Source organism: Nocardioides sp. LHD-245, assembly GCF_030929495.1.
Classification (GTDB): Bacteria; Actinomycetota; Actinomycetes; order Propionibacteriales; family Nocardioidaceae; genus Nocardioides.
Window position 1 is genome coordinate 108,200 of sequence record NZ_JAVFWN010000015.1, and the last position, 24,745, is coordinate 132,944.

The window sequence follows — 24,745 nt, forward strand, 5'->3', positions numbered from 1 at the left end:
GTAGCGTCGGCGGCATGACTCCTGCCGACCTGCTGACCGACGCCTTCTCCCGCGTCCTCGGCGTCGTCGAGACGGTCCTCGACGGCGCCGACGACGCGCTCCTCGTCCGGCGCCCCGCGCCCGACGCCAACCCGATCGCCTGGCTGGTCTGGCACCTGACCCGGGTGCAGGACGACCACGTCGCCGACGTCGCCGGGACCGGTCAGATCTGGACCGACGACGGGTACGCCGAGCGCTTCGCCCTCCCGCTCGCCCCGCGCGACATCGGCTACGGCCACAGCAGCGAGCAGGTCGGGCTGGTCCGCGCCTCCGCCGGCCTGCTGCTCGACTACTACCGTGCCACCCACGCCCGGACCCTGGCCTTCGTCGGCGCCGTGGAGCCCGGCGACCTCGACCGGGTCGTCGACACCCGCTGGGACCCGCCCGTCACCCTCGGTGTCCGGCTGGTCAGCGTGGTCGACGACTGCGCACAGCACGCCGGGCAGGCGGCGTACGTGCGGGGACTGCTCAGCTGAGCTTGGCGAGCAGGGCCAGGAGCGTGCGCCGCTCCGCTGCGGTCAGCGGTGCGAGCACGGCCTCCTGGACGTCGTCGAGGACCCGGTCGAGCTCCGTGAGCCGGCGCGCGCCGGCGCCGGTGAGGGTCACGACATTGCGCCGGCGGTCGGACGGGTCGGGGTCGCGGCGTGCCATCCGCCACGCGACGAGATCGTCGAGGACGGCGACGACGTCGCTCCGGTCGATCCCCGTCGCCCGGCCCAGGTCGGCCTGGCTGCACGGACCGTGCTCGTCGAGGGCGGCGAGCAGGCGGTAGTGATAGCCGCGCACGCCCGCCGCCGCGAACGCCTCGCCGAGCAGGCCCTGGGCGCGCGCATGGGCTCGGCCGAGCGCCCAGGTCGGCCGGCCGGCGACACGTTGCAGCGAGGTCACCTGCGCAGTCTACGGAACGTTGGTACGACCAATGATCGAGTATCGTTGGTCGTACCAACGAATCAAGGAGTGCTCATGACCGCCCCCTTCGGACCCCAGCTCATCGGCCAGACGGAGAAGTCGCTCTCCGCCCTGCTCCTTCGCGTCCTCGACGGGCGGCTGACCGAGCCCCAGTGGGTCGCGCTCCGGCTCGCCCAGGTGCTCGACGGCGAGCTCGAGGACGACGCCGCCCTTGCCGTGGCGGTGGCGGACCGCGCGCGGTTCGCCGATGCACCTGCCCTCATCGATGCGCTGGTGGCCGCCGGCCTGGTCGCCGCCGGCCGCCCGACGCCTCGCGGCAGGGAGCTCGTCGACGCCGTCCAGAACGAGATCGCCGCGACCACCGCCCCGATCTGGCAGGGCCTCGACGTGGCCGACGTCGCCGCTGCCGGCCGGGTCCTCGACGAGGTGCTGCGGCGGGCTCGTGCCGTGCTGGCCGGCGGCTGAGCGTCCGGCTCAGAGTCCCGCGACCAGCTCCCGCACGATCTCGCCCGCCGGCCGTGCCTGCGCGCCGCGCCAGCCCGTCCCGGCCCACAGGTGCAGCCGGTGCGGGTCGCCCCTACGGGCCGCGGTGCGGCGCAGGTCGCGGGTGAGGTGGTGCAGCTCCGGATAGCCGTACGGCGCCGCGTCGTGGTGCCGGTCGACGAACCCGTTGCGCAGTGCCCGGGCCGGCCGCCCGGTGAAGCAGTGGGTGACCACGGTGGTGGTGAACGCCGGGTCCGCGAGCGCGGCGCGGTGGGTGGCGCTGGTGCCCGCCTCGGCGGCACGGAGCAGCAGGGTGCCGACCGCGACGGCCTCGGCACCCGCTGCCAGCAGGTCGCGTATGGCGCTCGGCCCGTCGACCCCGCCGGCGGCGACGAGCGGCAGCCGGGTCACGGCTGCCACGGCCCGCACGACGTCCGCGGTGTCGGCCGCGGTCGCGACCCCGGCGATGGGGCGGTGGGGGTCGAAGGTGCCGCTGTGCCCGCCCGCCGCCGGCCCCTGGACGACCAGCCCGTCGACACCGGCCTCCTCGGCGGCGCGTGCCTCGTCGGGCGCGGTCACCGTCGCGAGCACCCGCGAGCCCGCCGTCCGCAGTGCCGCGATGTCGCCCCGGCCGGGCAGCCCGAAGGTCAGCGACACGACCGGCACCGGGTTCGCGACCAGCAGGTCGACCTTCGCCCGCCAGTCATCGTCGTCGTGCCGCGGCTCTGGTGCGAGGTCCGCACCCAACGCCTCGGCCTCCGCGCGGAGCTCGGTTGCGTACGCGCGGTAGGCCTCGGGGGCGATCGCCCCCGCCTGCGGCACGAACAGGTTGACCCCGAACGCCTGGCCAGTGGCGTGCGCGGCCGTGAGGTCGGCCGCGAACGCCTCCACCGGGAGATAGCCCGCCGGCAGGAAGGCGAACCCGCTTGCCTCACCCACCGCCGTAGCGAGGGCGAGGGTGGACGGGCCGCCGGCCATGGGCGCCGCGGCGAGGGGGAGGGCGGAGTCGAGCAGGGGCACCTCCCCAGCATCCCTCAGGTTCGGGTGGACGTGATCCGGTAGCGCACGAACGACGGCACGGCGAGCGCCGCCACGACCACCAGGACGACGACCAGGACGCCGCCACCGGCAGCCGCGGTCGCCGTACCGACCATGGCCGCGGTGGCGCCATGCGCGACGTCGGCGATCCGCGGGCCGCCGGCGACCACGACGATGAAGATGCCCTGCAGCCGGCCGCGGACCTCGTCGGCGGCCGCGGTCTGCAGCATCGAGGTGCGGAAGGCCGCCGAGGCCATGTCGGCGGCGCCGCCGACGACGAGCATGAGGACGGCGACGACGAGCCAGGCATGGGCCGGGCCGGGGAGGGAGTCGGCGGCGAACACGGCCAGGCCGAAGCCGACCATGGCCAGCCCCCACACCACGATGCACCAGATGACGGCGCGGCCCTGAGCGGTGATGCGCGAGACCCAGCCCGAGAAGACGCCGCCGAGCACGGCGCCGATGGGGATGCCGGCGAAGAGCAGCGCGAACGCCAGCCCGCCCTCCTCGGGGCCGAGGAAGCTCTCGTGGGCGATCTCGGGGAACAGCGCCCGCGGCATGCCGAAGACCATCGCGATGATGTCGACGATGAAGGACATCATCAGCACCGGCTGGCCGCGCAGGTAGGTGATCCCCTCGATCACCGACCGCAGGCCCGGCGTACCGGTGGCGATGCCCTCGACCGGCAGCGCGGGGAGCCGGATCACGGCCCACATGGTCGCGAGCAGGCAGACGGCGTCCGCGAGGTAGAGCCACGAGAAGCCGGTGAACGGGATGAGTACGCCGGCGATGAGCGGGCCGCCGATGGCGCCCGCCTGCATGACCGTCATGTTGAGGGAGTTCGCCGCGGGCAGCAGGTCAGCGCTGAGGAGCCGCGGCAGCACGGCCGCCCGGGTCGGCTGGTTGACCGCGAAGAACCCCTGCTGGACGGCGAACAGGCAGAGCAGCAGCCACACGTTCCCGACGTCGAGGGCCGCCTGCAGCCAGAAGAGCGCGGCGGTGCCGATCAGTCCGGTCGTGGTGATCATCAAGATGGTGCGCCGGTCGAAGTGGTCGGCGAGCGCGCCGCCCCACAGGCCGAACACGACGAGGGGGACCAGGCCGAAGACCCCGGTGAGGCCGACGTACGCCGACGAGCCGGTGTCGGCGTAGATCTGGGCCGGCACCGCCACCACGGTGAGCTGGGCGCCGACCACGGTGATGATGTTGGCGGTCCACAGCCGCCGGAAATGCGGATCCTGCAGTGGCCGGGTGTCGGCCAGCATCCCGCGAAGACTCACCAGAGAAGGCTACGGAGGTCGTCGCTCGGGCGATGAATCGAGCCCGGTGCGACGGTCGACACGTCATGAGCACCCCGGAGCAGAGCGGCGTCGGTCCGCTCGACATCACCTTCACCGAGACCCTCCGCCAGAGCGATGCCAAGGGCGGCTGGACCTATGTCGTCTGGCCCGAGTCCGTCGCACGCTTCGGCACCCGCGGCCGGGTCAAGGTCCGCGGCACCGTCGACGGGGCCCCCTTCGAGACGTCCTTCATGGCGCTCGGCGACGGCACCCACAAGCTGCCCGTCGCCAACGCCCTGCGCGTCGACACGGGCAAGCGCGCCGGCGACACGGTCGAGGTGCGCCTCACCGAGCGCCTGGCCTGAATGCCCGGCGCTACTGGATCGGGGCTACTGGATCGGCGGCCAGCAGTACCGGAAGTGCGGGATCTGATCGAAGTCGGTGCTGTCCCAGCCGTAGCCGGTCACGACGTCGCCGACGGCCTCGGCCCCGCGCACCAGCGCCCCGAGCACGCCCCGGTCGAGCGCGCTCTGCCGATCGACGGGTGCCCGGACGGCCGTGTCGACCGCGAGCTGGGCCTGCAGCACCTCGCGCTCGTACGCCGCCCAGCGGGCCCGCCCCGCGGCGTACTCCGGCTTGTCGCGATAGGCGACCACGACCCGGCTCCCGCCCCGGAACCGGCTGCGGACCTGGCCGTCGGCGGCCGGCTCGCTCTCCGCGCCCGTCGTGGTGACATGCGCCGTGCCGCCGATGATGTTGCCGACCTGGTCTTGGGTGACCTGGGCGCTGTAGCAGTCCCGCGGCTGGACGCCGACGATCTCCAGGTGGGCCTGCAGCAGTTCCTGCGGCGTGCTCGGAAGGTACGGGAAGGGCGACGGTACGACGGGGCGCCGGTCGGTGCGCGGCATCACGACCCGGCGGATCGCCAGCCAGTTGAGCACCGTCACCCGGACGTCGGGAGCGGGCACGACCTGGAGGGGGCGGGCGGCGGCCATCCGCTCCAGGACCGCACCGGCACCGTCGGCGGCATCCGCGGGATGGAGGACGACGACGCCGGTGACCCCGATCAGCACCCGCGGGCTCTCGCCCTCGTCGCCACCACCGGTGGCGGCGACGCCGACCCGCCGCGCGATGCCGAGGCACCGATCGGGACCGAGGCCGGCCTGGTGCAAGTACTCCAGCCCGAGGTCCTCGTCGAGCACGGACGGCTCACCCGGCGACCGCGCCGCCCACCGCTCGCGGGCGTCGAAGGCGACCTGCGCGGCGGGTGCCGTCGGCGGCAGGCCGGCGGTCGCGGCGTGCACGACCTCCCACTCGACGATCGCCGCCTTGCGGATACCGAGCCCGCCCGGCACGTGGTCCGGCACCCGGGCCACCCCGTAGACCAGGTCGGGCCGCCCGGCCAGCCCGGAGCTGCCGAGCCACGCGGCCAGCTCCTCGAGCGGCTGCTGGCGACCGGTCGCCACCCGGGTGAGCACGACCGGCGAGCGGTCCGGCGCGAGGTAGGGCGTCCGGGCCTCGTCGCGTCCGGCCCGCTCGTGCGCGGCCTGGACGGCGGGGTCCGCGCTGACCGCCGCCACCGGGGGGACGGGTGCGGTCCGGCCGCGCACCGTCTCGCGCAGCGCCTGGCCGAAGCCCGCTCGGGCCTGGGCGAGTTGCGCGCCGAGGTCGACCGTGGTCATCGCCTCGCGGTCCGGCATCGGCCCGTACAGATGCTCGCCCGCCGGCCCCAGCAGCACCCGCCGGGCCCGCTCGGCCCCGATCGCCTCGTCGACCGACGTCTGCATCCGGGCCATCGCGTCGTCGTACGTCGCCCGCTGCTCGGGCGTCATCGCGGCGAGCTGCTCCTCGCTGAGGCGCCCACCGCTCGCCATCGCCTCGCGGCTGGCGGCCAGTCCCTGCCGGATCGCGTCGGGGCTCAGCGCCCGGCCGATCTGCTTGAGCTTGTCGAACACACCTGCACGCTGCTGGTCCGGGCCCCGGCCCGCAACCGTTCGGCACCGGCCTGAGACCGGCGTGAGACGGCCCCGCCGAGCGAGTCGAGGAGACTCCGATGAAAAAGTTCGTGACAGGCTGTCGTAGGCAGCGTCCCCCGTTCGTGGATGGGGTGAGCGGCGGTCATCGGGACCGCCTCGCACCGACCGATACCAGGAGATTCCCATGACGCAGTACCTGCTGTCCGTGCACGGCAACGAAGAGGAGTACGCCGCGGTCCCCGAGGATCAGTGGCCCGAGATGTTCGCCGCCGTCGACCGGTTCAACGACCAGCTCCGTGCCGACGGCGTCTGGGTGTTCGCGGGGGGCCTGGAGGGCGCCGAGACCGCCACCGTCGTCGACGCGCAGGGGGACACCCCGGTGCTCACCGACGGTCCCTACCTGGAGACCAAGGAGCATGTGGGCGGCTTCTGGATCATCGAGGTGCCCGACCTCGACGCCGCGCTGAAGTACGCCGCCGCCGGCTCGAAGGCCTGCCAGGGCAAGGTCGAGGTCCGGCCGTTCCAGGCCGAGCCCCCGGCCGAGGCGTGAGCGAGGAACCCAGGTCTGCCGTCGAGCGGATCTTCCGCGACGAGTACGGACGGCTGATCGCCTCCCTGGTCCGCCGCTTCGGTGACATCGACATCGCCGAGGACGCGGCCGGGGAGGCGCTCGTCGCCGCTCTCGAGAAGTGGCCGAGGGACGGCGTTCCGCCCAACCCCGGCGCGTGGCTCACCACCACCGCCGGCAACCGGGCGATCGACCGGCTCCGGCGCGAGAAGCTCCGCGACGGCAAGCACCGGGCCGCCGTCATGATCGAGGACGACACTCCCCACGAGCCGACCGGCGTCATCGAGGACGACCGGCTGCGGCTGATCTTCACCTGCTGCCATCCGTCGCTCGCGCCGGAGGCGCGGATCGCGCTCACCCTGCGCCTGCTCGGCGGCCTCACCGTCGCCGAGATCGCCAGCGCCTTCCTCGTCCAGGAGACGACGATGGCCCAGCGGATCACCCGCGCCAAGGCCAAGATCAAGGGCGCGAACATCCCCTACCGGGTGCCCGAGACCGACGACCTGCCTGCTCGGGTCGGCGCCGTGCTCGCCGTACTCCTGCTCATCTTCAACGAGGGCTATCTCTCCTCCGGCGACGGCGATCCCGTCCGCGAGGAGCTCACCGGCGAGGCGATCCGGCTGGCCCGGATCCTCCACCAGCTGCTGCCCGCGGACCTCGAGGCGACCGGGCTGCTGGCGATGCTGCTGCTCACCGAGGCCCGTCGCTCGGTGCGCATCCGCGGTGGCGAGCTGGTCCCCCTCGACGAGCAGGACCGCGGCGGCTGGGACCACGCGCTCATCGCCGAGGGGCACGCCCTGGTCCGCCAGTGCCTCGCCGCCAACCGGCCCGGCCGCTACCAGATCCTCGCCGCGGTCAACGCCGTCCACACCGACGCGCCCACCGCCGCCGCGACCGACTGGTCCCAGGTCGTGGCGCTCTACGACCAGCTCGCGCGGCTCGACCCGTCCCCGATCGTCGCCCTCAACCGCGCGGTCGCGGTCGCCGAGCTCGACGGCCCCGAGGTCGCGCTCGCGATCGTCGACCGGCTGCCGCTCGACGGCTACCACGCCTGGCATGCGACCCGCGCCGAGCTGCTCCGCAGGCTCGGGCGCAGCGCCGACGCCCGCGGGCAGTACGACGCGGCGCTGGCCGTCTGCGACAACGTGGCCGAGCGCGCCTACCTCACCCGAAGGCGCGGCCAGCTGGCTTGATCGAGGCTGAAGGTTTGGGAGCGGGCGGCCGGTGACAGGAGACAGGCATGCGCATCCGAGTCATCGCCTCGTTGCTGTCCGCGGCCGGTGTGGCCCTCGCCGGGACCGTCGTGGCCGCTCCGCCGGTCCAGGCCGTCGGCAAGGTGATCGCGGTCTCCGGCGACCTCGTGGCGCACGGGAGCGTCACCCCGGGCACCAGCAACCCTGCTCGACAGCTGGTGAGTGGCCGGGTCCGGGTCGTCGAGGACGACGATCTGACGACGGCGACGGTGACGCTGGGTGCCGTTCCGGGGCCCGCGGATCAGGCATATCTCCGGCTGAACATCGGTCAGTTCAGCGCCACCGGGAGTTGCGATCCGACCGCGGAGTACACCACGCGCATCTATGGATCGCTCGATGCCGGCTGGTCGCGGTCGGGAGCGACGTACACCTTGGACAGCAACAGTGAGTGGCTGGTCGACGACTACAACTGTGCGTTCGCGGCGGTGGCGGGTGATCTGACGTCGTCGCCTCCCACCTACGACGTGCTCGGAGGCACCCTCAACCCCGAGTACGCGCAGCCCGCGCTCCAGGTCGCCTCGGTCGAGCTGCTCGGCAAGCCGAAGCTCAAGCTGGTGCCAGGCGTGTGGACGAAGATCGACGTCGAGGTCCGCAACACCGGCACCGGCGTCGCCGGCCAGGTGGTGGTGCGGGGAAAGGGCAAGGGCCTCAAGGTGAAGGCGGGCACCGTGCCGTACGAGGTGTACCCCGACTCCACCGGCACCGCGAAGCTGACGGTCAAGCTGACGAGGAAGCGTACGGCCAAGCTGGCGATCGCCGTCTCCAGCGGTGTCGCGCAGGCCGCGACCGCGGTGAAGGTGAAGCCGGGCAGGGCCCCGGCACGGCTGCGCGCGGGGAAGTACCGCAGCAAGAACGGCAACGTCACGTTCCAGGTCAAGGGCGGCCGGATGGTCGGCTTCCGGATCTACGCGCAGACCACCTGCGGCGGCTATCCGGAGTTCCCGACCCACACGATGACCTGGTACGACATGCCGACGACCAAGGTCTCGCGGGCCGGCATCGTCGACGCCGTGGACCGCGGCGAGCTCTACACCGCCACCTTGTCCGGCCGGGCCAAGGGCAGCAAGGTCAAGGCGAGGTTCACCTACGGCGGCCCGGACCGCTGCCGGGCATCGGAGTCGTTCGTGGCCCGCCGGGTCGGGTGAGTCGGCGGTCCCTGCAGTCCCTTCCTCGGACGGCCCGCGGCCGCGCGGCCCGGGCTCATCGGCCCAGCGGAAGGGGGACCACGACCCCTGCTGCCCGGGTCATCCGTTCCGGGATCGTCGGTCCGCCCAGCACGAACAGCGGAAGAGGACGAGACGATGCAGGCTCGACGTACGGCGATATTGACCGCGACCACGGTGATCGGCGCGTCACTGGTGACGATCGGGACGATGCCCGGTGCGAGCGCGGGCCCCCGGCGGGCGGACCTCGTGGTCTCCGCGCTGGGCACGCCGCCGGCGACGGTGAAGCACGGCAGCTCCTTCGAGCTCGGTGCCACCGTGGCCAACAAGGGCCGCGCCAGCGCCAAGCGGAGCTCCCTGCGCTTCTACCTCTCCCGGGACCGGGCACGGAGCGCCGACGACATCGTCGGCGGGAGCGTGGCGGTGAAGCGGATCAAGCCTCGCAAGAAGAAGACCGTCAGCGGCAAGGTCCACGTCCCCGTGGGAGCCAGCGGGACCTACTGGGTGCTCGCCTGCGCGGATGCGACCGCGAAGGTGAAGGAGACCAAGGAGCGCAACAACTGCCGGGTCTCGAAGAGCCAGGTGGAGGTCGACGCGGGTCTGCACGCGGCCCTGGTCGGGCGGCTCACCTTCCTCGATGAGGGGGAGCGGACCGATCCGACCACCGGGCGGGTCGAGACCTGGCGGCACACGGCGTCCGCCTCGATCTCGATGGCCGTCGACGGGGACCCCCGCAACCCGACCTTCGCCAGCACCGGCAGCACCTACGAGCGCGCCGGATCGGTGGTCGCTCTCGAGGAGTCGGACAGCTGCCGCGTCGAACTGGACCGCGAGGAGACCGGCGGCGGGACGCTGAGGTACGCCGGCGACCGGTTCAACGACGACATCAACGGTCGTTTCACGCGCACCGACCTGAGCGGGCTGCGGATCGGCCTGTCGCTGCGAGCCGACTGGACCGCGACCACCACGCGGACCGGCCGGGGCCAGTTCCCGTGCGACCCCTCGACCACCACCACCCAGGGCACCGTGCTCGACGTCAGCAGCATCGAGCTCGCCGAGGTCTCGGCCGCGGGCACCGGGATCACCTACCGCGTCGTCGGCTGGGTCGGCGAGCAGAACACCTCGTCCGAGTGGGACAGGGTCGAGGGCACGCTGACCCTGACCCCGCGCTGAGAAGATCTCGGCGACGCACGGCGCTCGCGACGGCGCCTCGGGTCGGTGTTTCCTAGGCTGGGCCCATGACGCTCGCTCCGCTCGCTCTGCCGACCTCGCCCGACGACTGGCCCGCCTGGTTCCGGGCCTACACCGAGGCGGAGCTGGACCGGGCGACGGCGCTGGTCGGCGCGCTGCGGGCGGCGCCGCCCACCGACCCGATCGACGCCCTCCGGCAGTGGGACCGCGCCTCGGGCCACCTCGGCAACGCGTCCGCCGCGGGCTCCCTCTTCGGCAACGTCCACCCCGCCGCGGAGGTCCGCGACCTCGCCGACGCGGCCGAGCAGGAGGCGCAGCGGATCGCCACCTCCTGGGGTCTGGACCGGGCGCTGTACGAGGTGTTCGCCGCAATCGACGAAGCGGCGGTCGCCGCCGACCCCGCGGCCGCCCGGATGCTCGCCAAGGTGCGCGACGACTTCCGCCGCTCGGGCGTCGACAAGGACGAGGCCACCCGGACCCGGATCGCGGAGATCCGGGAGCGGATCACCGAGCTGGACCAGGAGTTCAGCCGGGTGATCCGCGACGACGTACGCACCGTCCGGGTCGCGCCGCGGCAGCTCGCCGGGATGCCCGACGACTGGCTGACCGCCCACCCGGTCGACGACGAGGGCATGGTCACCGTGACCACCGACTACCCCGACTCGGTGCCGGTGCGGATGTTCGCCCGCGACCAGGACGTCCGTCGTGACGTCACCATCGCCTTCCTCGACCGCGGCTGGCCCACCACCGAGCCGCTCCTCGCCGAGCTGTTCGCGCTGCGCCACGAGCTCGCGACCACGGTCGGGTACGCCGACTGGCCGTCGTACGACGCCGACGTGAAGATGATCGGCGACGGACCCGCCATCCCGGCGTTCATCGAGCGGATCGTCGCGGCCGCCGAGGAGCCGATGCGTCGCGACCTCGCCCAGCTGCTCGAGCGCTACCGCCGCGACTTCCCCGACGCGGCCGAGGTCCCCGGCTACGACTACAACCACTACGCCGAGCTGGTCCGCGCCGAGAAGTACGACGTCGATTCCCAGCGGGTGCGCACGTACTTCGACTTCGGCAAGGTGCGCGCCGGGCTGTTGGAGGTGACCGGCCGGCTGTTCGGGCTGCGCTACGAGCAGGTCGACGTACCCGCCTGGCACGAGGACGTCACCGCCTATGACGTCTTCCGGGACGGTGAGGCCGAGCGGATCGGCCGGATCCACCTCGACCTGCACCCGCGCGAGGGCAAGTACAAGCACGCCGCGCAGTTCACCCTCGCCGACGGCGTCAGCGGCGAGCAGCTGCCCGAGGGGGTGCTCGTCTGCAACTTCTCCCGCGGCCTGATGGAGCACGACCACGTGGTCACCCTGTTCCACGAGTTCGGTCACCTGTTGCACCACGTGCTCGGCGGCCACGGCGACTGGTTCCGCTTCGCCGGCGTCGCCACCGAGTGGGACTTCGTCGAGGCGCCGAGCCAGATGCTCGAGGAGTGGGCCTGGCACGCCGACGTGCTGCGGACCTTCGCCACCGACGCCGCCGGCGAGCCGATCCCGGCCGACCTGGTCGCCGCGATGCGGGCGGCCGACGACTACGGCAAGGGCATCTACGCCCGGACCCAGATGTTCTACGCCGCGATGTCGTACTGGTTCCACGCCGATCGGGCCGCCGCCGAGATCCCCGACCTCACGTCGCGGATGATCGAGCTCCAGGACCGCTACGCCGCGCTGCCCTATCTCCCCGGCACCCACATGTTCGCCAGCTTCGGCCATCTCGGTGGCTACAGCTCGGGCTACTACACCTACATGTGGTCGCTGGTGATCGCGAAGGACATGTTCAGCGCCTTCGACGAGTCCGACCTGTTCGCACCCGAGGTGGCACGCCGCTACCGCGACCGCGTGCTGGTCCCCGGCGGCGCAGGCAACGCCGCAGATCTGGTCGCCGGGTTCCTCGGTCGCCCGTTCTCCTTCGAGACGTACGCCGCCTGGCTGGCCCGCTGACCGCGGCGATCGACCAGAGCGGCGTCCGGTCCGGGCCGGTGGCCGCCTCCGGGGCGCGACCGGGATCCGGGCCGTCCGGGTCCGCGCCGGCGAGGGCGAGGGCCAGCGGATCGAGCCGCGCCCGGGAGACAGCGGGCCGGGCACGCGCGGCGGGCGACGGCACACGGCGGGAGCGTCCGGCGTCGAGGCGGTGCGCCCACGCCCATACGCCGCCCGCCATACCCAGACCCAGCGCGAACACGACGAACACCGACGCGGTGGTCGGCGTGGTCGGCCGGCCGCGGGTGAGCGCCAGCGTGAGGGCCGGTCCGGCGGCGCCGAGCGCCCCGAAGACCGCGACGAGCCCGGCCTGGGCGCACCGCATCCGGGTCGGGATCGTCGGGGCGGACGTGCCGGCGCCGTGGCGCGCCTGCCAGGGACGTGCCGCCAGGAGTACGCCGGCCGCGGTCACGACGGTCGACGCCGCTGCGAGCGTGGTGAGTGCCTCGGGATGGGTGCCCATGTTTCGGGTGTCCGTTTCGCTGGGCGGCGGGGCCCGAGATCGAGGCCGCGGTGGTGGTGTCGGGGTACCCCCGGAAGCGGTCGGGGCGCACCCCGGTCCCGGGGTCAGGCGGATCGGCTCCGGCGGTGCGATCCGAGCAGGGCGGCGCCGGCGGCGGTGAGACCGAGGCCCAGCAGGCCGAGCGCGACGGAGGGGCCGCCCGTGTTCGGCAGTCCGTCCTCGGTCCGCGTGGACGCCGCGGCGTGGACCTCACCCTTCGGCTCGGCGTACGCGACGACGGCGACGCCGCCGACCTCGCCGGGCTTCTCGGTCTCGCCGCCGACCTCGCCCCCGACGTCGCCGCAGGGGGTGGTGTTGGTCTCGACCGGGGTGGGGTAGCCGTGGGTGGGCCGGTCGCCGGGGAAGGTGTGGCCGGTGGTGGCGGTGAGGGTGAGGGAGCCGTCGTTGTTGCGGGTGGTGGTGTAGTTCCCGGTGGGAACGGTGCCGTAGGTGGCGTTGCCGGTGCCGCAGGGGTCGATGACCGGGATGGTGGGCGGGACGATCTCGACGACCGGGTTCTCGGGCGGGGTGTCGTCGTCGCAGGGGGTGGTGTTGGTCTCGACCGGGGTGGGGTAGCCGTGGGTGGGCCGGTTGCCGGGGAAGGTGTGGCCGGTGGTGGCGGTGAGGGTGAGGGAGCCGTCGTTGTTGCGGGTGGTGGTGTAGTTCCCGGTGGGGACGGTGCCGTAGGTGGCGTTGCCGGTGCCGCAGGGGTCGACGACGGGGATGGTGGGCGGGACGATCTCGACGACCGGGTTCTCGCCCTCGCCCTCGTCGGTCGGACAGGCGGAGAGCGGGACGTTCGCGGCCTTCTCGCCCTTCTCGGCGAGGCGGACGGCGACGGAGTCGTGCGCGTCGGGGAAGTTCCACGGGAAGGTGGAGCCGTCCCAGCCCTTCAGGGTGTTCACGCTGACGATGACGATGTGGTCGAGTACGCCGCCCGGCCGGGCGACGTACTTGCACACGACGACCTTCTTGGCGTCGTCCTCAGCCGACGTCGTCGGCTCGCCGGCCCCCGTCGTCGCCGTGGTCGGGGCGTCGCGGTCCGACGGGTCGGCGGCGAGCGCCGGTCCCGCCAGCGCGGCCGTCAGCAGTGCGATCGCCGTCACGACGACACCGAGCAGACGGGTCCGGGGTATGCGTGCAGGGCGCGCAGGGAACGTCACGATTCTCCTTCAAGGGCGTAACGCCGATGAGGTCTCGGCGTTGAGCCGGAGAAACCGCCCGCAGATTTCTCTGGGATCCGGGGTTCTCCGGCCGATGATCCGGATGCGCCGCCGAGAAGAACGCGAAGCCATCTCAACATGGCCCGGCGAGCGCTCCGGCCGTCCGATTCTCGGATGCGATACGCCTGAGCGGCAGCCGTGGCGAAGGCCACCTTGCGCCGCGGGTAAAGACTCGGTGAGGTGCGCAATTGCGGAGTCAGCGGTCGCCTTGGCTGGCTAGGGTCGGTGCCGTCTCCTGTGGACGACCTGGCGGGTCTTCGGGTGGGCGCTCTCGGGAAAGGGAGCAGCCGCCACTTGTGAAAGAGGACCGGACGGGTGTGGGGGATCATCTCGTCGTTCGAGGCCGACATCGCCTCGAGTCCCGATGTCCGTGCGCTCTGGGACCGGGGACAGCCGCCGTGGGTGGCCCTGGAGGGCCGCGCGGCGCTGCTGCACCGCGCGGTGCTCGCCAACAGCCTGGCGCTCGCCCACTTCGTCTCGGCCGACGATGTCCGTCACCTCGAGGCGCTGATCGGCACGGAGGGGGCGCCGACCGTCGCCCGCATCCAGGAGCGGGTCCTGGCCCGGATCGACGACCCGGACCGGTCGTTGACCGTCCGCCTGGTCGGGCGACTGGGACGCCTCGCCTGGGGATCGCGGGCCCGTGCGGGGACCTCCGTCATCAGCGGCAGTCCCGAGCTGGAGCAGACCTGCGCCGAGGCGGCGCTGCGCCTGCTGTTGGTGGGGGCGCGAGCCGAGGAGCCGCCGGTCATCCGCTCGGCGGCGGACCTGGGCGCGGTGATCGACAGCCAGGACCTGGGCGCCTGGCGGGCATGGGCCGCGGCATCCGCGGCCGCGCCCTGGACCGGACGGGTCGAGGAGCACCTGGAGCTGGTCCGAGCCGGCGGCCGGATCGGTGAGACCGCGGGCCTGGAAGCCTTCGTCGGGCTGGTGCAACGCGTCACCCGCGAGGACGAGCGGCGTACCGTCGCCGACCAGATCCGCTCCAGTGTCGACAGCACCGGCCTCTCACAGCGGGAGTTCGCCGCACTGGTCGGGACCTCGCCGTCGCGGCTCTCGACGTACCTCACCGGTGCCGTGGTGCCCTCCGCGATGATGGCGCTGCGCATCGAGCGGGTCGCACGGTGGGTGGTGGCGTCGAGTGCCTCCTCTGGCCCTGACGGGCCCGCCGGTCCCCCGTCGCGGCCGCGGCGCCCGAGCGATCACGAGCTCGGGCCGAGGGCCCGGCGCCGGCACGCGCGGACCCGTCCCGACCGGGCGTGAGCCGTTCCTGCTTGCGTACGCCTCGTCGATTGCGTACCATTGCGATATATCGCGATACGGACACGAACTGTTTGCGCGATATCTTCAACTCCGACCCGGGGCCCACGAGGCCCCCGACATCGAAGGAGGTCCCGACATGGGACGCCATCACGAGAACCTTGGTCAGTACGACGACCGCGACCCCTGGGGTCGCTCCGAGCCCCGCGGATTCCAGCGCCGCCAGCGCGGCGGGGGCCCCGGTCCCTGGGGCGGCTGGGCCGGCTGGGACCAGTGGGGTGAGCCCGGCCGCGGCCGGGGACGCCACGGTGGTCCGGGCTTCGGCCCCGGCGGGCCGGGGCTGCCGCCGCCGTGGCTCGCCGGCCTCTTCGGCATGGGACGCCCCGAGCCCGGCCGAGGCCCGCGGGTCCGCCGCGGCGACGTCCGCTCCGCCATCCTCGGCGTGCTCCGCGACGCCAACCAGCGCGAGGAGTCGCCGAACGGCTACCAGGTGATCCAGGCGATCACCGACCGCAGCGGCGGCGTCTGGAAGCCGAGCCCCGGCTCGGTCTACCCGACCGTCCAGCAGCTCCAGGACGAGGAGCTCGTCGAGATCGACGAGGCCCGCGGACGCCGGGCCATGCGACTCACCGCCAAGGGCGCGACCTGGTGCGAGGAGCACGCCGACGAGCTCGCCGCCGTCTGGGTGCCCTTCGACCGGAGCCGGGAGCGGGCCCAGGGCGGCGCGGTCGACCAGGGTCACGCCGACCTCAAGGCCGAGATCGGCCAGGTCATGAGCGCGGTGTGGCAGATCGTCACCGGCGGCTCCGACGCCCAGCGCCAGGCCGCGGTCGGTGTGCTCGTCGACGCCCGCCGCAGCCTGTACGGCATCCTCGCCGACGGCCCGAGCCGGGAGACCGACCCCGACGACCCGGCCGACCCGGCCGACCCGGAAGACCCGCAAGACCCGACCGACCCGGAAGACCCGGCCGACGGCTGATCCGGATCCGCCGACCCGGCGCAGATGAAGTCGCAGATCCCGCCGACCCGGCGCAGATGAAGTCGCAGATCCCGCCGACCCGGCGCAAAGTAGCTCGACTGGAGTTCACTCTGCGCCGGGTCGATGCGTTCTCCTGTTCAGTCTGCGCCGGGTCGGCGCATTCTCGGGTTCAGTCTGCGCCGGGTCGCGCGAGGTGGATCAGCCCGTGTAGTAGTCGTCGGCTACGTCGAGTGCTTCGTCGAGGATCGCGAGCCCCTCGAGCAGCTCCTCCTGCGTGGTGGTGCACGGCGGGGTCACGTGGGTGCGGTTGAAGTGGACGAACGGCCACAGGCCGCGCTCCTTGCAGGCGGCCGTGAAGCGGCCCATCGGCTCGGCGTCGGGTCCGGCGGCGTTGAACGGCACGAGTGGCTCGCGGGTGGCGCGGTCGCGGACCAGCTCGACGGCCCAGAACATCCCCAGCCCGCGTACGTCGCCGACCGACGGGTGCTTCTCCGCCAGCGCGGCGAGACCGGGGCCGATCACGTCGGCACCCATCGCGCGCACGTGGTCGAGTACGCCGTCCGACATCACCCGGATCGACGCGACCGCAGCCGCGCAGGCCAGCGGGTGACCGGAGTAGGTGAGGCCGCCGGGGTACGCGCGCTCGCGGAAGGTGTCGAAGATCGACTCCGAGATCACCACGCCGCCGAGCGGCACGTAGCCGGAGTTCACGCCCTTCGCGAAGGTGATCAGGTCCGGTGTCACGCCCCAGTGGTCGATCGCGAACCACTCGCCGCACCGCCCGAAGCCCGCCATCACCTCGTCGGCGATCAGCACGATGCCGTGCTCATCGCACAGCGCGCGTACGCCGGCGAGGTAGCCCGGCGGGGGAATGAGGATGCCGTTCGTGCCGACCACGGTCTCGAGGATGATCGCCGCGATGGTCGCGGCTCCCTCGACCATGATCGTGTCGGCCAGGTGCTGCAGCGCGCGCACACCCTCGTCCTCCTCGGACGTCGCGTGGAAGGCCGAGCGGTAGGGATAGGGGCCCCAGAAGTGCACGGAGCCGGGGATCGACGGCTCCGACGGCCAGCGCCGCGGGTCGCCGGTCAGCGCGATCGCGCCCGCGGTGGCGCCGTGATAGCTGCGGTACGTCGACAGCACCTTGTGCCTGCCGGTGTGCAGCCGCGCCATCCGGATCGCGTTCTCGTTGGCCTCGGCACCGCCGTTGGTGAAGAACACATGGTCCAACGAGCCGGGTGCGCGCTCGGCGATCAGCCGGGCCGCCTCGCCGCGGACGTCGTTGGCGAAGGCGGGCTGCACCATGCACAGGCGGGCGGCCTGCTCCTGGATCGCCGCCACGAGTGCGGGGTGCTGGTAGCCCAGGTTGAGGTTGACCAGCTGCGAGGAGAAGTCGAGGTACGTCCTCCCGTCGTAGTCCCAGAACCGCGACCCCTCGCCGCCGGCGATCGGCAGCGGGCTGATCCGGTCCTGCGCCGACCACGAGTGGAAGACGTGCGCGCGGTCGTCGGCGACGACGGTGTCGACGGTGCCCATGGCGGCGTCGGTGGTGATCCCCTGGTCGGTGGTCGTCATGGCGTCACCGGTTCCGCGGGAAGCCGAGGTCGATGGTCGACGTCGCCGGATCGGGCCAGCGCGAGGTGATCACCTTGGCCCGGGTGAAGAACTCGATGCCCTCGGCGCCGTACATGTGGTGCGAGCCGAACAGCGACGACTTCCAGCCGCCGAAGGAGTAGTGCGCGACGGGCACGGGGATCGGCACGTTGACGCCGACCATGCCGACCTCGATCTCCCGCTCGAACCTGCGTGCCGCGCCGCCGTCGCGGCTGAACAGCGCGACGCCGTTGGCGAACTCGTTGCGGTTGACCAGGTCGATCGCCTCGTCGAAGGTGTCGACCCGCACGACCGAGAGCACCGGGCCGAAGATCTCGTCGCGGTAGACCGACATCTCCTCGGTGACGTGGTCGAGGAGCGAGGGGCCGAGGAAGAAGCCCGACTCCGGGACCTCGGTACGGCGCCCGTCGAGCACCACTGTGGCGCCCGCCTCCGCGCCGGCGGTGATATAGCCGGCGACCCGGTCGCGGTGGGCCCGCGTGATCAACGGCCCCATACCTGTATGGGGAAGGGTGCCGTCGCCGACAGTGATGTCGAGGGCGCGGTTCTCGATCTCCTTGACCAGCTGGTCGGCGACGTCGCCGACCGCGACCAGCACGGAGACGGCCATACAGCGCTCGCCGGCGGAGCCGTAGGCGGCCGAGATCGCCGCGTCGGCGGCCATGCCGAGGTCGGCGTCGGGCAGCACGATCATGTGGTTCTTGGCGCCACCGAGGGCCTGGACCCGCTTGCCGGCACGGGTGCCCGCCTCGTAGACGGCCTGGGCGACGGGGGTCGAGCCGACGAAGCTGACCGCCGCGACGCCACGGTGGGCGAGCAGCTCCTGCACGGTGCCGGCGTCACCCTGCAGCACCGTGAACACGCCGTCGGGCAGGCCGGCCTGCTGCCACAGCTCGGCGAGCAGCAGCGCCGCGGACGGGTCGCGGTCGCTGGGCTTGAGGATGAACGCGTTGCCGGTCGCGATCGCGTTGGCGCACATCCACAGTGGCACCATCACGGGGAAGTTGAACGGCGTGACGCCGGCGACGACGCCGAGCGGCTCGCGGATCGAGCGCACGTCGACGCCGGTGCCGACCTCGGCGGAGAAGGAGCCGCGCAGGTGCTCGGCGATGCCGACGGCGTAGTCGATGTTGTCGAGGCCGCGGGCGACCTCGCCGGCCGCGTCGTCGAGGACCTTGCCGTGCTCGGCGGTGATGGCCGCGGCCAGCTCGTCGGCGTGGGAGCGGACCAGCTCGCGGAACGCGAAGAGGACCTGGGTACGCCGGGCGAGCGAGCTGTTCCTCCAGTCGCGGGCCGCGCCGGTGGCCGAGGACACCGCGCGGTCGACGAGCGCAGCGTCGGCGAGCTGGACGGCGCCGGTGACCTCACCGGTCGCGGGGTTGAACACGTCGCCGGTCCGGGCGCCGTCGACGGTGAGCCGAGCGCCGTCGAGCCAGTGGGGGATGTAGGTCGCGGTCATGGTGGTGACCGTAGGTCGGGCGCCGTCCGGCCACCAGTGGCAGACTGTCTCAGATCAACCGAAGCGGTTGACACTCTGACAAGGAGGCCGAGCGCGTGCTGCCTACCCTCGCCGACGTTCTCCTCCTGCCCGAGCTCCGCCGCGGCGACCCCGTCGTCGTCGCGGGCCGCGATCGCCTCGACCGTCGGGTCCGGTGGGTCCACGTCAGTGAGCTGAGCGACATCGCCGAGCTGCTCGGCGGCGACGAGCTGCTGCTCACGACGGGCATCGCGCTGCCCGCGTCCGCCGCCGCCCTGCGCCGGTACGTCGACGGGCTGGTCGGGGTCGGCATCGCCGGCCTGGCGATCGAGCTCGGCCGGCGCTACACCGACGCCCTGCCGCCGGCCCTGGTGGCGGCAGCCGAGGCACAACGCCTGCCGTTGGTCGCCTTCCGGCGCGAGACCTCGTTCGTGGCGGTCACCCAGGCCGTGCACCAGATCGTCGTCAACTCCCACCTCGCCGAGCTCGAGGCCTCCGAGGAGGCGCACCGCGCGTTCACCCGGCTCACCCTCGGCCGCGCCCGGCCGCAGCAGGTCGTCGACCTGGTGGCCGAGATGGCCGACCGGCCGGTGGTCTTCGAGAACCTGGTGCACCATGTCATCGCCTACAACACCGCGGGGCGTGACCACGACGCCGTGATCGGCGACTGGGAACGGCGCTCCCGCAGCGCGCGGATGCTCGGGCCGGGAGGTCCGGGCGCGGCGGTCGACGTGGGCCCGGCGCCCGGCCGGTTCGGCCGTCTCGTGCTGCTCGCCGACGGCACCGACGAGGCGGTCATCCCCCGGCACCGGATGCTCCTCGAGCGCGGCGCGACGGCGTTGGCGATGGGCCGGCTGATCGACCGCGACGCCCAGAACCTCGAGCTGCAGGCGCACCGCACCCTGCTCACCGAGCTCGCGGCCGGCGTCGACGTGCCGCACCTCGCCGCCCGGCTGACCTCCCTCGGCCTGCGCTGGAAGGGCCGGCACGTGACCGGGCTCGTGGTCCGGATGCCCGGCCCGGACGGCGGCGCCGGAGAGCTCCGTGCGGTCGCCTCCGACCTGCTGGACGAGTTGCGGGTACGCCGCACCAGTGGGCTGGTCGGTCCGGTCGACGACGAGCGCGTGGTCGCCCTCGTCGCCCACGCACCGGGGTCGGCGGACGCGGTCGCCGACCGGATCGTCGAGCGGCTGGCCCGCGCCGGCGCCCGCCTGGTGGTCGGCGTCGGCTCGGCGGTCGACGACGTCGCCGGTGCCGGGGCCAGCGTCCGCGAGGCCCTGGTCGTCGCCGACTCGGCCGCGCCCGTCGATCCGCCGCGGGCGGTCCGGCTCTACGACCTGCGCCTGCGCGGACTGCTCCACCTGCTGCGCACCGACCCGCGGCTCCAGCAGTACGTCGAGCGCGAGCTCGGGACGCTCCTGGCCCATGACGCCCGCACCGGTGAGCGGCTGGCCGACACCCTGGCGGCGTACTGCCGCAGCGGCGGCAACAAGGTCCGCACCGCCGAGCTCTGCCACATCTCACGCCCGGCGCTCTACGCCCGGCTCCAGCGGATCGGCCAGATCGTCGACATCGACCTGGCCGACCCGGAGAACGTGCTGGCCCTCCACGTCGCGCTCCTCGCCCGCGAGGTCATGGCCGGGCCGACGGGGCAGACGGGTCAGCCGAGCATCAGGTAGTCGGCCGGCAGCACCAGCGGGTTCTCCTCGTCGATCCACGGGATCGGGGCGTCCTCGCACCGGCCATCGACGTCGCACCGGCGCAGCGTGCTGGTGCCGTCGACCTGTCCGACGACCCGGCCCCCGACGCTCCAGCTGCTCATGCCGGTGAAGCCCGGCAGCTCCACCGGCGTACCGCCCGCGGTCGGCTCGATGGTCGCCACGGACCCGTCGCCGTCGGAGCGTACGACGACGACGTGGTCGCCGTCGGGCGAGAGCGTCGTGGTCGAGATCCGTCGGCCGAGGTCGCGGATGACGTCGCCGGTCGCGGCATCGACGACGGTCCAGCCGGTCGAGCTGCCGTCGTCGTTCATGGACGTCGCCACGCCGTCGTGCACGGCGACCGGTGAGAACGGCAGCTCCTTCACGTCGCCGGTCCGCCAGTCGACTCGCTGGGCCGTGCGCCGGCCGGTCCCGACGTAGGCGAAGTCGCCGTCCAGCTGGACCTCGCGGACGCCCGACGTGCTTCCCTCAGGAAGCTCACCGGGCAGATCGACCCGGACGGTGGCGAGCTCCTTGTCGCTCGCCACGTCCCACACGTGGATCCGGCCCTCCTTCACGAGCGGCTCCAGCCAGGCCACGCGGGCGCCCCGCGGATCGCCGGCGACGCTCCAGGCGTCGGCGGGGATCGCCAGCGGCGTGACCGTGCCGTCGGGCCGGACCAGGCTGAACGGCTTGCCGCCGGTGCTGCCGAACTGCTGGGTGACGAGGCCCACCGACGTCTGGGCGAGGTGGTGGGGCGCCGGGGAGAGGTCGGCGCTCCCGTCGCCGACGACGACGTGCTCGCCGACCGCCCATGCGCCGAGCGCGGCGTACGCCTCGTCGGCCGGGTCCTGGGTGGCGACGTGGGAGTTGCGGGTCGGGCCGTCGTCGAGGCCGGCGACGACCGCGGTGCCGACCCCGGCCACCGCGACGACGACGGCCGCGGCCGTGATGGTCCCGACCCGGCGCCGGGTACGGCGCGCGCGGCCCGCCGCGGCGATCGCCGGTGTGTCGGGGTGGGGGATCGGCAGGTCGTCCACCGTGCGGTGGAGCAGATCGGCGAGGCGCTCAGCCACGGTGGCCTCCGGTGGTCAGCGAGGGGTGCGGGGGAGTGGGCTCGGGAAGCTCGACACCGTCCCCGAGCAGGCGCCGCAGGTTGCCCAGCGCGGCGGACGTCTGACTCTTCACGGTTCCGGTGCTGACGCCGAGTAGGTCGGCGGTCTCCTCGACGGAGAGGTCGTCGTAGTAGCGCAGCACCACGACGGCGCGCTGCCGCGGCGGCAGCTGCGCGAGCACGGCCATCAGGTCGATCCGGTCTCCGGTGGGGCCGCGCGGGTCGTGGTCGGTGTCCGGCTCGGGCAGCTCGGCGGTCGGCCGCTCACCGCGGAAGGAGCGTCGCCGGAACCAGCTGGTCGCCGTCGTCACGAGCGCTCGCCGTGCGTAGGCGCGCGCGGCGCCGACGTCGCGGATCCCCGACCAGCGGCTGTAGGTCCTCGCCAGCGCCGTCTGCACGAGGTCCTCGGCGAGGGCATGGTCGTGGACGAGCAGCACGGCGGTGCGGTAGAGACTCGGCCAGGCGGCGTGGACCAGCTCGGCGAACTGCTCGTCCGTCGGGCTCCGAGATGCGCGCGGCGCCATACGGCCATCCTCTCGTGGTGCGGTGCTTGCACTGAGAGGGACGCGCGAGGCGCCGGTTCGGTTGGGTGGGATCCGAAGTGGTCAGGTGAGCGCGATCGCGCGGTGCACCCAGGTGGCCGTCACGCGCATGCCGACGTTCTCGTAGAGGCTGAGGGCACCGGTGCGCGAGTCGGTGGACAGCGACGAGGAGGTCGCGCCGTGCTCGCATCCGGCCGCGAACGCCGCCACGAGCAGGGCTTGGGCGACGCCGCGGCGGCGGTGCTCGCGGGCCACGGCCAGCTTGGAGACGTAGGTGTCGGTGCCGGCGTTCCACGCGTGGGCCGCGGCCACGACGTCGCCGTCGGGTCCGGTCACGACGTGCAGGTGCCACGGCTCGGCGCCGGGACGTCCCCACACCTGCGCGGCGAAGTCGTCGAGGGTGGTGCGCTCGCGGACCGACCACTCCAAGAACGCGTCCTCGGTCACGATCCAGATCCGCTCGCGGTCGGCAGGCGCCGCCTCCCGCAGCCGATAGCCGGTGGGCAGCGGGCGCTCGGCCACGTGCGCACCCTCGGGGAGCCGCAGCATCCAGCTGGTCCAGCGCACGTGGTAGCCGAGTGCGCCCAGCAGCCGGTCGCCCGCCGAGTCCTCGGGCACCGGCATGCCGACGATCGCGACCCCGCGCTCGCGGGCGAGCCGCCGGATCCAGTGGGCCAGCCACGAGCCGATGCCCCGCCCGCGGTACGCCGGCGCGACCGCGGCGTCGTACCGCTCCTCGCCGAGGTGCTCGGCGTAGGCCACGATCCGCTCGCCGTCGAGCACCGCGACCGAGCTCGCCCCGAGGTCGTACGACGGCCGCCCCCAGTCGGCGACGAGGTCGGCCTCCTCGACCTCGACCGTGCCGACGTCGTGCTGCTCCTGCTCGGCGATCACCGCGAAGACCGCGGGTGCGTCGGCGAGGGTGAGGGGGCGGGAGGTCAGCCCGGAGGGCAGCGAAAGAGCGGACACCCGGGTGAGTCTGGACGACTCACCCGGGTGTCCGCGCGCGATTTATGCGGAACCGAAGGGGGTTCAGGCGTTCTTGATCGCGGAGATGTCGAACTCGAGCTTGATCTTCTCGGAGACGAGGACGCCGCCGGTCTCGAGCGCGGCGTTCCAGGTCAGGCCCCAGTCCTTGCGGTTGACGGTGACGGAGCCCTCGAAGCCCACGCGGATGTTGCCGAACGGGTCCTTGGCCGAGCCGTTCTCCTCGAACTCGATGGTGACCGGCTTGGTGACGTCCTTGATGGTCAGGTCGCCGGTGATGTTCCAGTCGTCGCCGTCGCGGGAGACGTCGGTGGAGACGAACTTCCACTCGGGGAAGGTCGCGACGTCGAAGAAGTCGGCGGAGGTCAGGTGACCGTCGCGGTCGGGGGCGCCGGTGCTGACGCTGGCCGGGTTGATGGTGAGGGTGACCGACGAGGCGGCGGGGTTGGCGGTGTCGATGTGCGCCGTCGCGTTCCAGTCGGTGAACTGGCCGCGGACCTTGGTGACCACCGCGTGCCGGGCGACGAAGCCGAGGCGGCTGTGGGCGGTGTCGAGGGTGTAGTCGCCGGTGATGTCGGTGAGGGCTGAGGACTCGCTCATGGTGGGGCTCCTGGATCGTGGGGTTTGTTGAATCTTCAAAGACCGGAACCAATGGTGACACGTCAACCATTCCCGGGCAAGTGTGTGACCCGGGTCACCCTGCCGGGCGCCCTCGCGGGTCGGTACCCGCAAATGCGACAAGCCGCCCCGGTCGGGGCGGCTTGTCGAAGAGAGTCGCGTGCGTCAGGCAGCGTGCGAGTGCGTGGCGGCGGGCTGGCCGACCTCGACCCAGACGGCCTCCATGCGCGTGCGCCCGTCGGCGCCGGTCACCGGCAGCCAGCGCATCTCCAGATGCGTGTCGGTCATGTGCGTGTTGGTCATGGGTCACCTCCTGTTCACCTTGTGTTCACCAAGGTAGCACATCCCCCACTCGCGTGGCTGAAAGAGGGCGATCCGTGCCACCTGCGCTCCACTTCGGCAGGCAGGCGTCCGGTCCCCCGCGCATTGTTGCTCCACCTGCTCGCGAGCCGGCAGAGATCGAGGCCAATCGGGTCGATCTGCCCGATTCCGGGCAGGAATTTGAACAATCGGCTCTGGGGGTGCACGCTCACCGGGTGCACGTCGATCAGCGACTCCTCCAGCACGTCCAGGACAGCACCGGTCTGGGCACCGCAGAGGCGATCCGGCTGGTCCAGGACGTCCTCGCCTTCCATGACGAGACGGTGGAGGCCTGGGTCCGGCGTCGGCACGCGGAGCTCAAGACGCACGGCGCGAGGAACGACGAGATCTTCGCCCGGCTCCGCGAGGAGCTGCGGACCACCGTGGTCGCGGCGCCGGAGCTGTCGGAGCGTCAGCTCCGGCGAGTCATCTACGGCTGAGAGAG

24 protein-coding genes are annotated in these 24,745 nt (G+C 72.9%); 12 read left to right on the forward strand and 12 right to left on the reverse strand.

What is annotated here, in order from left to right:
- The first annotated feature begins 14 nt into the window (after window positions 1–14).
- Complete coding sequence (locus tag RB608_RS21490) at window positions 15–515, forward strand: DUF664 domain-containing protein (protein ID WP_308090103.1); 501 nt, start codon at window positions 15–17, stop codon at window positions 513–515.
- On the opposite strand, the gene RB608_RS21495 is transcribed toward RB608_RS21490, so the two are convergent.
- Entirely contained in the window at window positions 508–927 is a 420-nt protein-coding gene (locus RB608_RS21495) for a MarR family transcriptional regulator (protein WP_308090104.1), read from the reverse strand. The two genes, RB608_RS21490 and RB608_RS21495, sit on opposite strands and share 8 nt — an antisense overlap.
- 75 nt (window positions 928–1,002) lie before the next feature.
- Between RB608_RS21495 and RB608_RS21500 the strand changes: the two genes are divergently transcribed.
- Entirely contained in the window at window positions 1,003–1,413 is a 411-nt protein-coding gene (locus tag RB608_RS21500) for a MarR family transcriptional regulator (protein ID WP_308090105.1), read from the forward strand.
- Between the two features lie 9 nt (window positions 1,414–1,422).
- Here RB608_RS21500 and RB608_RS21505 read toward each other — a convergent pair whose 3' ends face one another.
- Window positions 1,423–2,451, reverse strand: coding sequence for a nitronate monooxygenase (locus RB608_RS21505; protein WP_308090106.1), 1,029 nt, complete (start codon window positions 2,449–2,451; stop codon window positions 1,423–1,425).
- A gap of 14 nt (window positions 2,452–2,465) precedes the next feature.
- Window positions 2,466–3,749, reverse strand: a complete 1,284-nt coding sequence (locus RB608_RS21510) for an MFS transporter (protein ID WP_308090107.1) — start codon at window positions 3,747–3,749, stop codon at window positions 2,466–2,468.
- A 65-nt stretch (window positions 3,750–3,814) separates the two neighbouring features.
- Between RB608_RS21510 and RB608_RS21515 the strand changes: the two genes are divergently transcribed.
- Window positions 3,815–4,114 (forward strand): DUF1905 domain-containing protein, encoded by a 300-nt coding sequence (locus RB608_RS21515; RefSeq protein WP_308090108.1) that lies wholly within the window; start codon window positions 3,815–3,817, stop codon window positions 4,112–4,114.
- A gap of 24 nt (window positions 4,115–4,138) precedes the next feature.
- Here RB608_RS21515 and RB608_RS21520 read toward each other — a convergent pair whose 3' ends face one another.
- Window positions 4,139–5,704 carry a hypothetical protein gene (locus tag RB608_RS21520; RefSeq protein ID WP_308090109.1) on the reverse strand — a complete coding sequence of 522 codons (1,566 nt, stop codon included), beginning with the start codon at window positions 5,702–5,704 and terminating at the stop codon, window positions 4,139–4,141.
- Window positions 5,705–5,909: 205 nt separating this feature from the next.
- Between RB608_RS21520 and RB608_RS21525 the strand changes: the two genes are divergently transcribed.
- The 5 genes from RB608_RS21525 (at window position 5,910) to RB608_RS21545 (ending at window position 11,885) form a co-directional block, all read left to right on the forward strand.
- Window positions 5,910–6,275: a YciI family protein gene (locus RB608_RS21525; protein ID WP_308090110.1), complete on the forward strand. Its 366-nt coding sequence runs from the start codon at window positions 5,910–5,912 to the stop codon at window positions 6,273–6,275.
- Entirely contained in the window at window positions 6,272–7,486 is a 1,215-nt protein-coding gene (locus RB608_RS21530) for a sigma-70 family RNA polymerase sigma factor (RefSeq protein ID WP_308090111.1), read from the forward strand. Before RB608_RS21525 ends, RB608_RS21530 begins: the two co-directional genes overlap by 4 nt.
- A gap of 47 nt (window positions 7,487–7,533) precedes the next feature.
- Window positions 7,534–8,691 (forward strand): hypothetical protein, encoded by a 1,158-nt coding sequence (locus tag RB608_RS21535; RefSeq protein WP_308090112.1) that lies wholly within the window; start codon window positions 7,534–7,536, stop codon window positions 8,689–8,691.
- A 156-nt stretch (window positions 8,692–8,847) separates the two neighbouring features.
- Window positions 8,848–9,882 carry a CARDB domain-containing protein gene (locus tag RB608_RS21540; protein ID WP_308090113.1) on the forward strand — a complete coding sequence of 345 codons (1,035 nt, stop codon included), beginning with the start codon at window positions 8,848–8,850 and terminating at the stop codon, window positions 9,880–9,882.
- A 65-nt stretch (window positions 9,883–9,947) separates the two neighbouring features.
- Complete coding sequence (locus RB608_RS21545; RefSeq protein ID WP_308090114.1) at window positions 9,948–11,885, forward strand: M3 family metallopeptidase; 1,938 nt, start codon at window positions 9,948–9,950, stop codon at window positions 11,883–11,885.
- A 606-nt stretch (window positions 11,886–12,491) separates the two neighbouring features.
- Here RB608_RS21545 and RB608_RS21550 read toward each other — a convergent pair.
- Window positions 12,492–13,532 (reverse strand): hypothetical protein, encoded by a 1,041-nt coding sequence (locus RB608_RS21550; RefSeq protein WP_308090115.1) that lies wholly within the window; start codon window positions 13,530–13,532, stop codon window positions 12,492–12,494.
- A 432-nt stretch (window positions 13,533–13,964) separates the two neighbouring features.
- On the opposite strand from RB608_RS21550, the gene RB608_RS21555 reads away from it, so the two are divergent.
- Both RB608_RS21555 and RB608_RS21560 read left to right on the forward strand, forming a co-directional pair.
- A complete protein-coding gene (locus RB608_RS21555) occupies window positions 13,965–14,912 on the forward strand; it encodes a helix-turn-helix transcriptional regulator (protein ID WP_308090116.1) in 948 nt (315 codons plus the stop codon).
- 136 nt (window positions 14,913–15,048) lie between these two features.
- The gene (locus tag RB608_RS21560) at window positions 15,049–15,888 is read left to right on the forward strand and encodes a PadR family transcriptional regulator (RefSeq protein ID WP_308090117.1); all 840 of its coding nucleotides are present in this window, start codon (window positions 15,049–15,051) and stop codon (window positions 15,886–15,888) included.
- Between the two features lie 198 nt (window positions 15,889–16,086).
- Here RB608_RS21560 and RB608_RS21565 read toward each other — a convergent pair whose 3' ends face one another.
- Complete coding sequence (locus RB608_RS21565; RefSeq protein ID WP_308090118.1) at window positions 16,087–17,463, reverse strand: aspartate aminotransferase family protein; 1,377 nt, start codon at window positions 17,461–17,463, stop codon at window positions 16,087–16,089.
- Window positions 17,464–17,467: 4 nt separating this feature from the next.
- Window positions 17,468–18,961: a CoA-acylating methylmalonate-semialdehyde dehydrogenase gene (locus tag RB608_RS21570; protein ID WP_308090119.1), complete on the reverse strand. Its 1,494-nt coding sequence runs from the start codon at window positions 18,959–18,961 to the stop codon at window positions 17,468–17,470.
- Between the two features lie 95 nt (window positions 18,962–19,056).
- Between RB608_RS21570 and RB608_RS21575 the strand changes: the two genes are divergently transcribed.
- A complete protein-coding gene (locus RB608_RS21575) occupies window positions 19,057–20,658 on the forward strand; it encodes a PucR family transcriptional regulator ligand-binding domain-containing protein (RefSeq protein WP_308090120.1) in 1,602 nt (533 codons plus the stop codon).
- Here RB608_RS21575 and RB608_RS21580 read toward each other — a convergent pair.
- The 5 genes from RB608_RS21580 to RB608_RS21600 all read right to left on the reverse strand — a co-directional run bounded on the left by RB608_RS21580 (window position 20,640) and on the right by RB608_RS21600 (window position 24,243).
- Window positions 20,640–21,755: a hypothetical protein gene (locus RB608_RS21580; RefSeq protein WP_308090121.1), complete on the reverse strand. Its 1,116-nt coding sequence runs from the start codon at window positions 21,753–21,755 to the stop codon at window positions 20,640–20,642. The two genes, RB608_RS21575 and RB608_RS21580, sit on opposite strands and share 19 nt — an antisense overlap.
- Window positions 21,748–22,317, reverse strand: a complete 570-nt coding sequence (locus tag RB608_RS21585) for a SigE family RNA polymerase sigma factor (protein ID WP_308090122.1) — start codon at window positions 22,315–22,317, stop codon at window positions 21,748–21,750. The genes RB608_RS21580 and RB608_RS21585 overlap by 8 nt, the downstream gene beginning before the upstream one ends.
- Before the next feature lie 81 nt (window positions 22,318–22,398).
- Window positions 22,399–23,304 (reverse strand): GNAT family N-acetyltransferase, encoded by a 906-nt coding sequence (locus RB608_RS21590; protein ID WP_308090123.1) that lies wholly within the window; start codon window positions 23,302–23,304, stop codon window positions 22,399–22,401.
- A 63-nt stretch (window positions 23,305–23,367) separates the two neighbouring features.
- Window positions 23,368–23,922 carry a YceI family protein gene (locus RB608_RS21595; protein WP_308090124.1) on the reverse strand — a complete coding sequence of 185 codons (555 nt, stop codon included), beginning with the start codon at window positions 23,920–23,922 and terminating at the stop codon, window positions 23,368–23,370.
- Window positions 23,923–24,105: 183 nt separating this feature from the next.
- Window positions 24,106–24,243 carry a hypothetical protein gene (locus RB608_RS21600; RefSeq protein WP_308090125.1) on the reverse strand — a complete coding sequence of 46 codons (138 nt, stop codon included), beginning with the start codon at window positions 24,241–24,243 and terminating at the stop codon, window positions 24,106–24,108.
- Between the two features lie 233 nt (window positions 24,244–24,476).
- Between RB608_RS21600 and RB608_RS21605 the strand changes: the two genes are divergently transcribed.
- On the forward strand, window positions 24,477–24,740 hold the full coding sequence (locus RB608_RS21605) for a hypothetical protein (RefSeq protein ID WP_308090126.1): 264 nt from the start codon (window positions 24,477–24,479) through the stop codon (window positions 24,738–24,740).
- Window positions 24,741–24,745 lie beyond the last annotated feature (5 nt).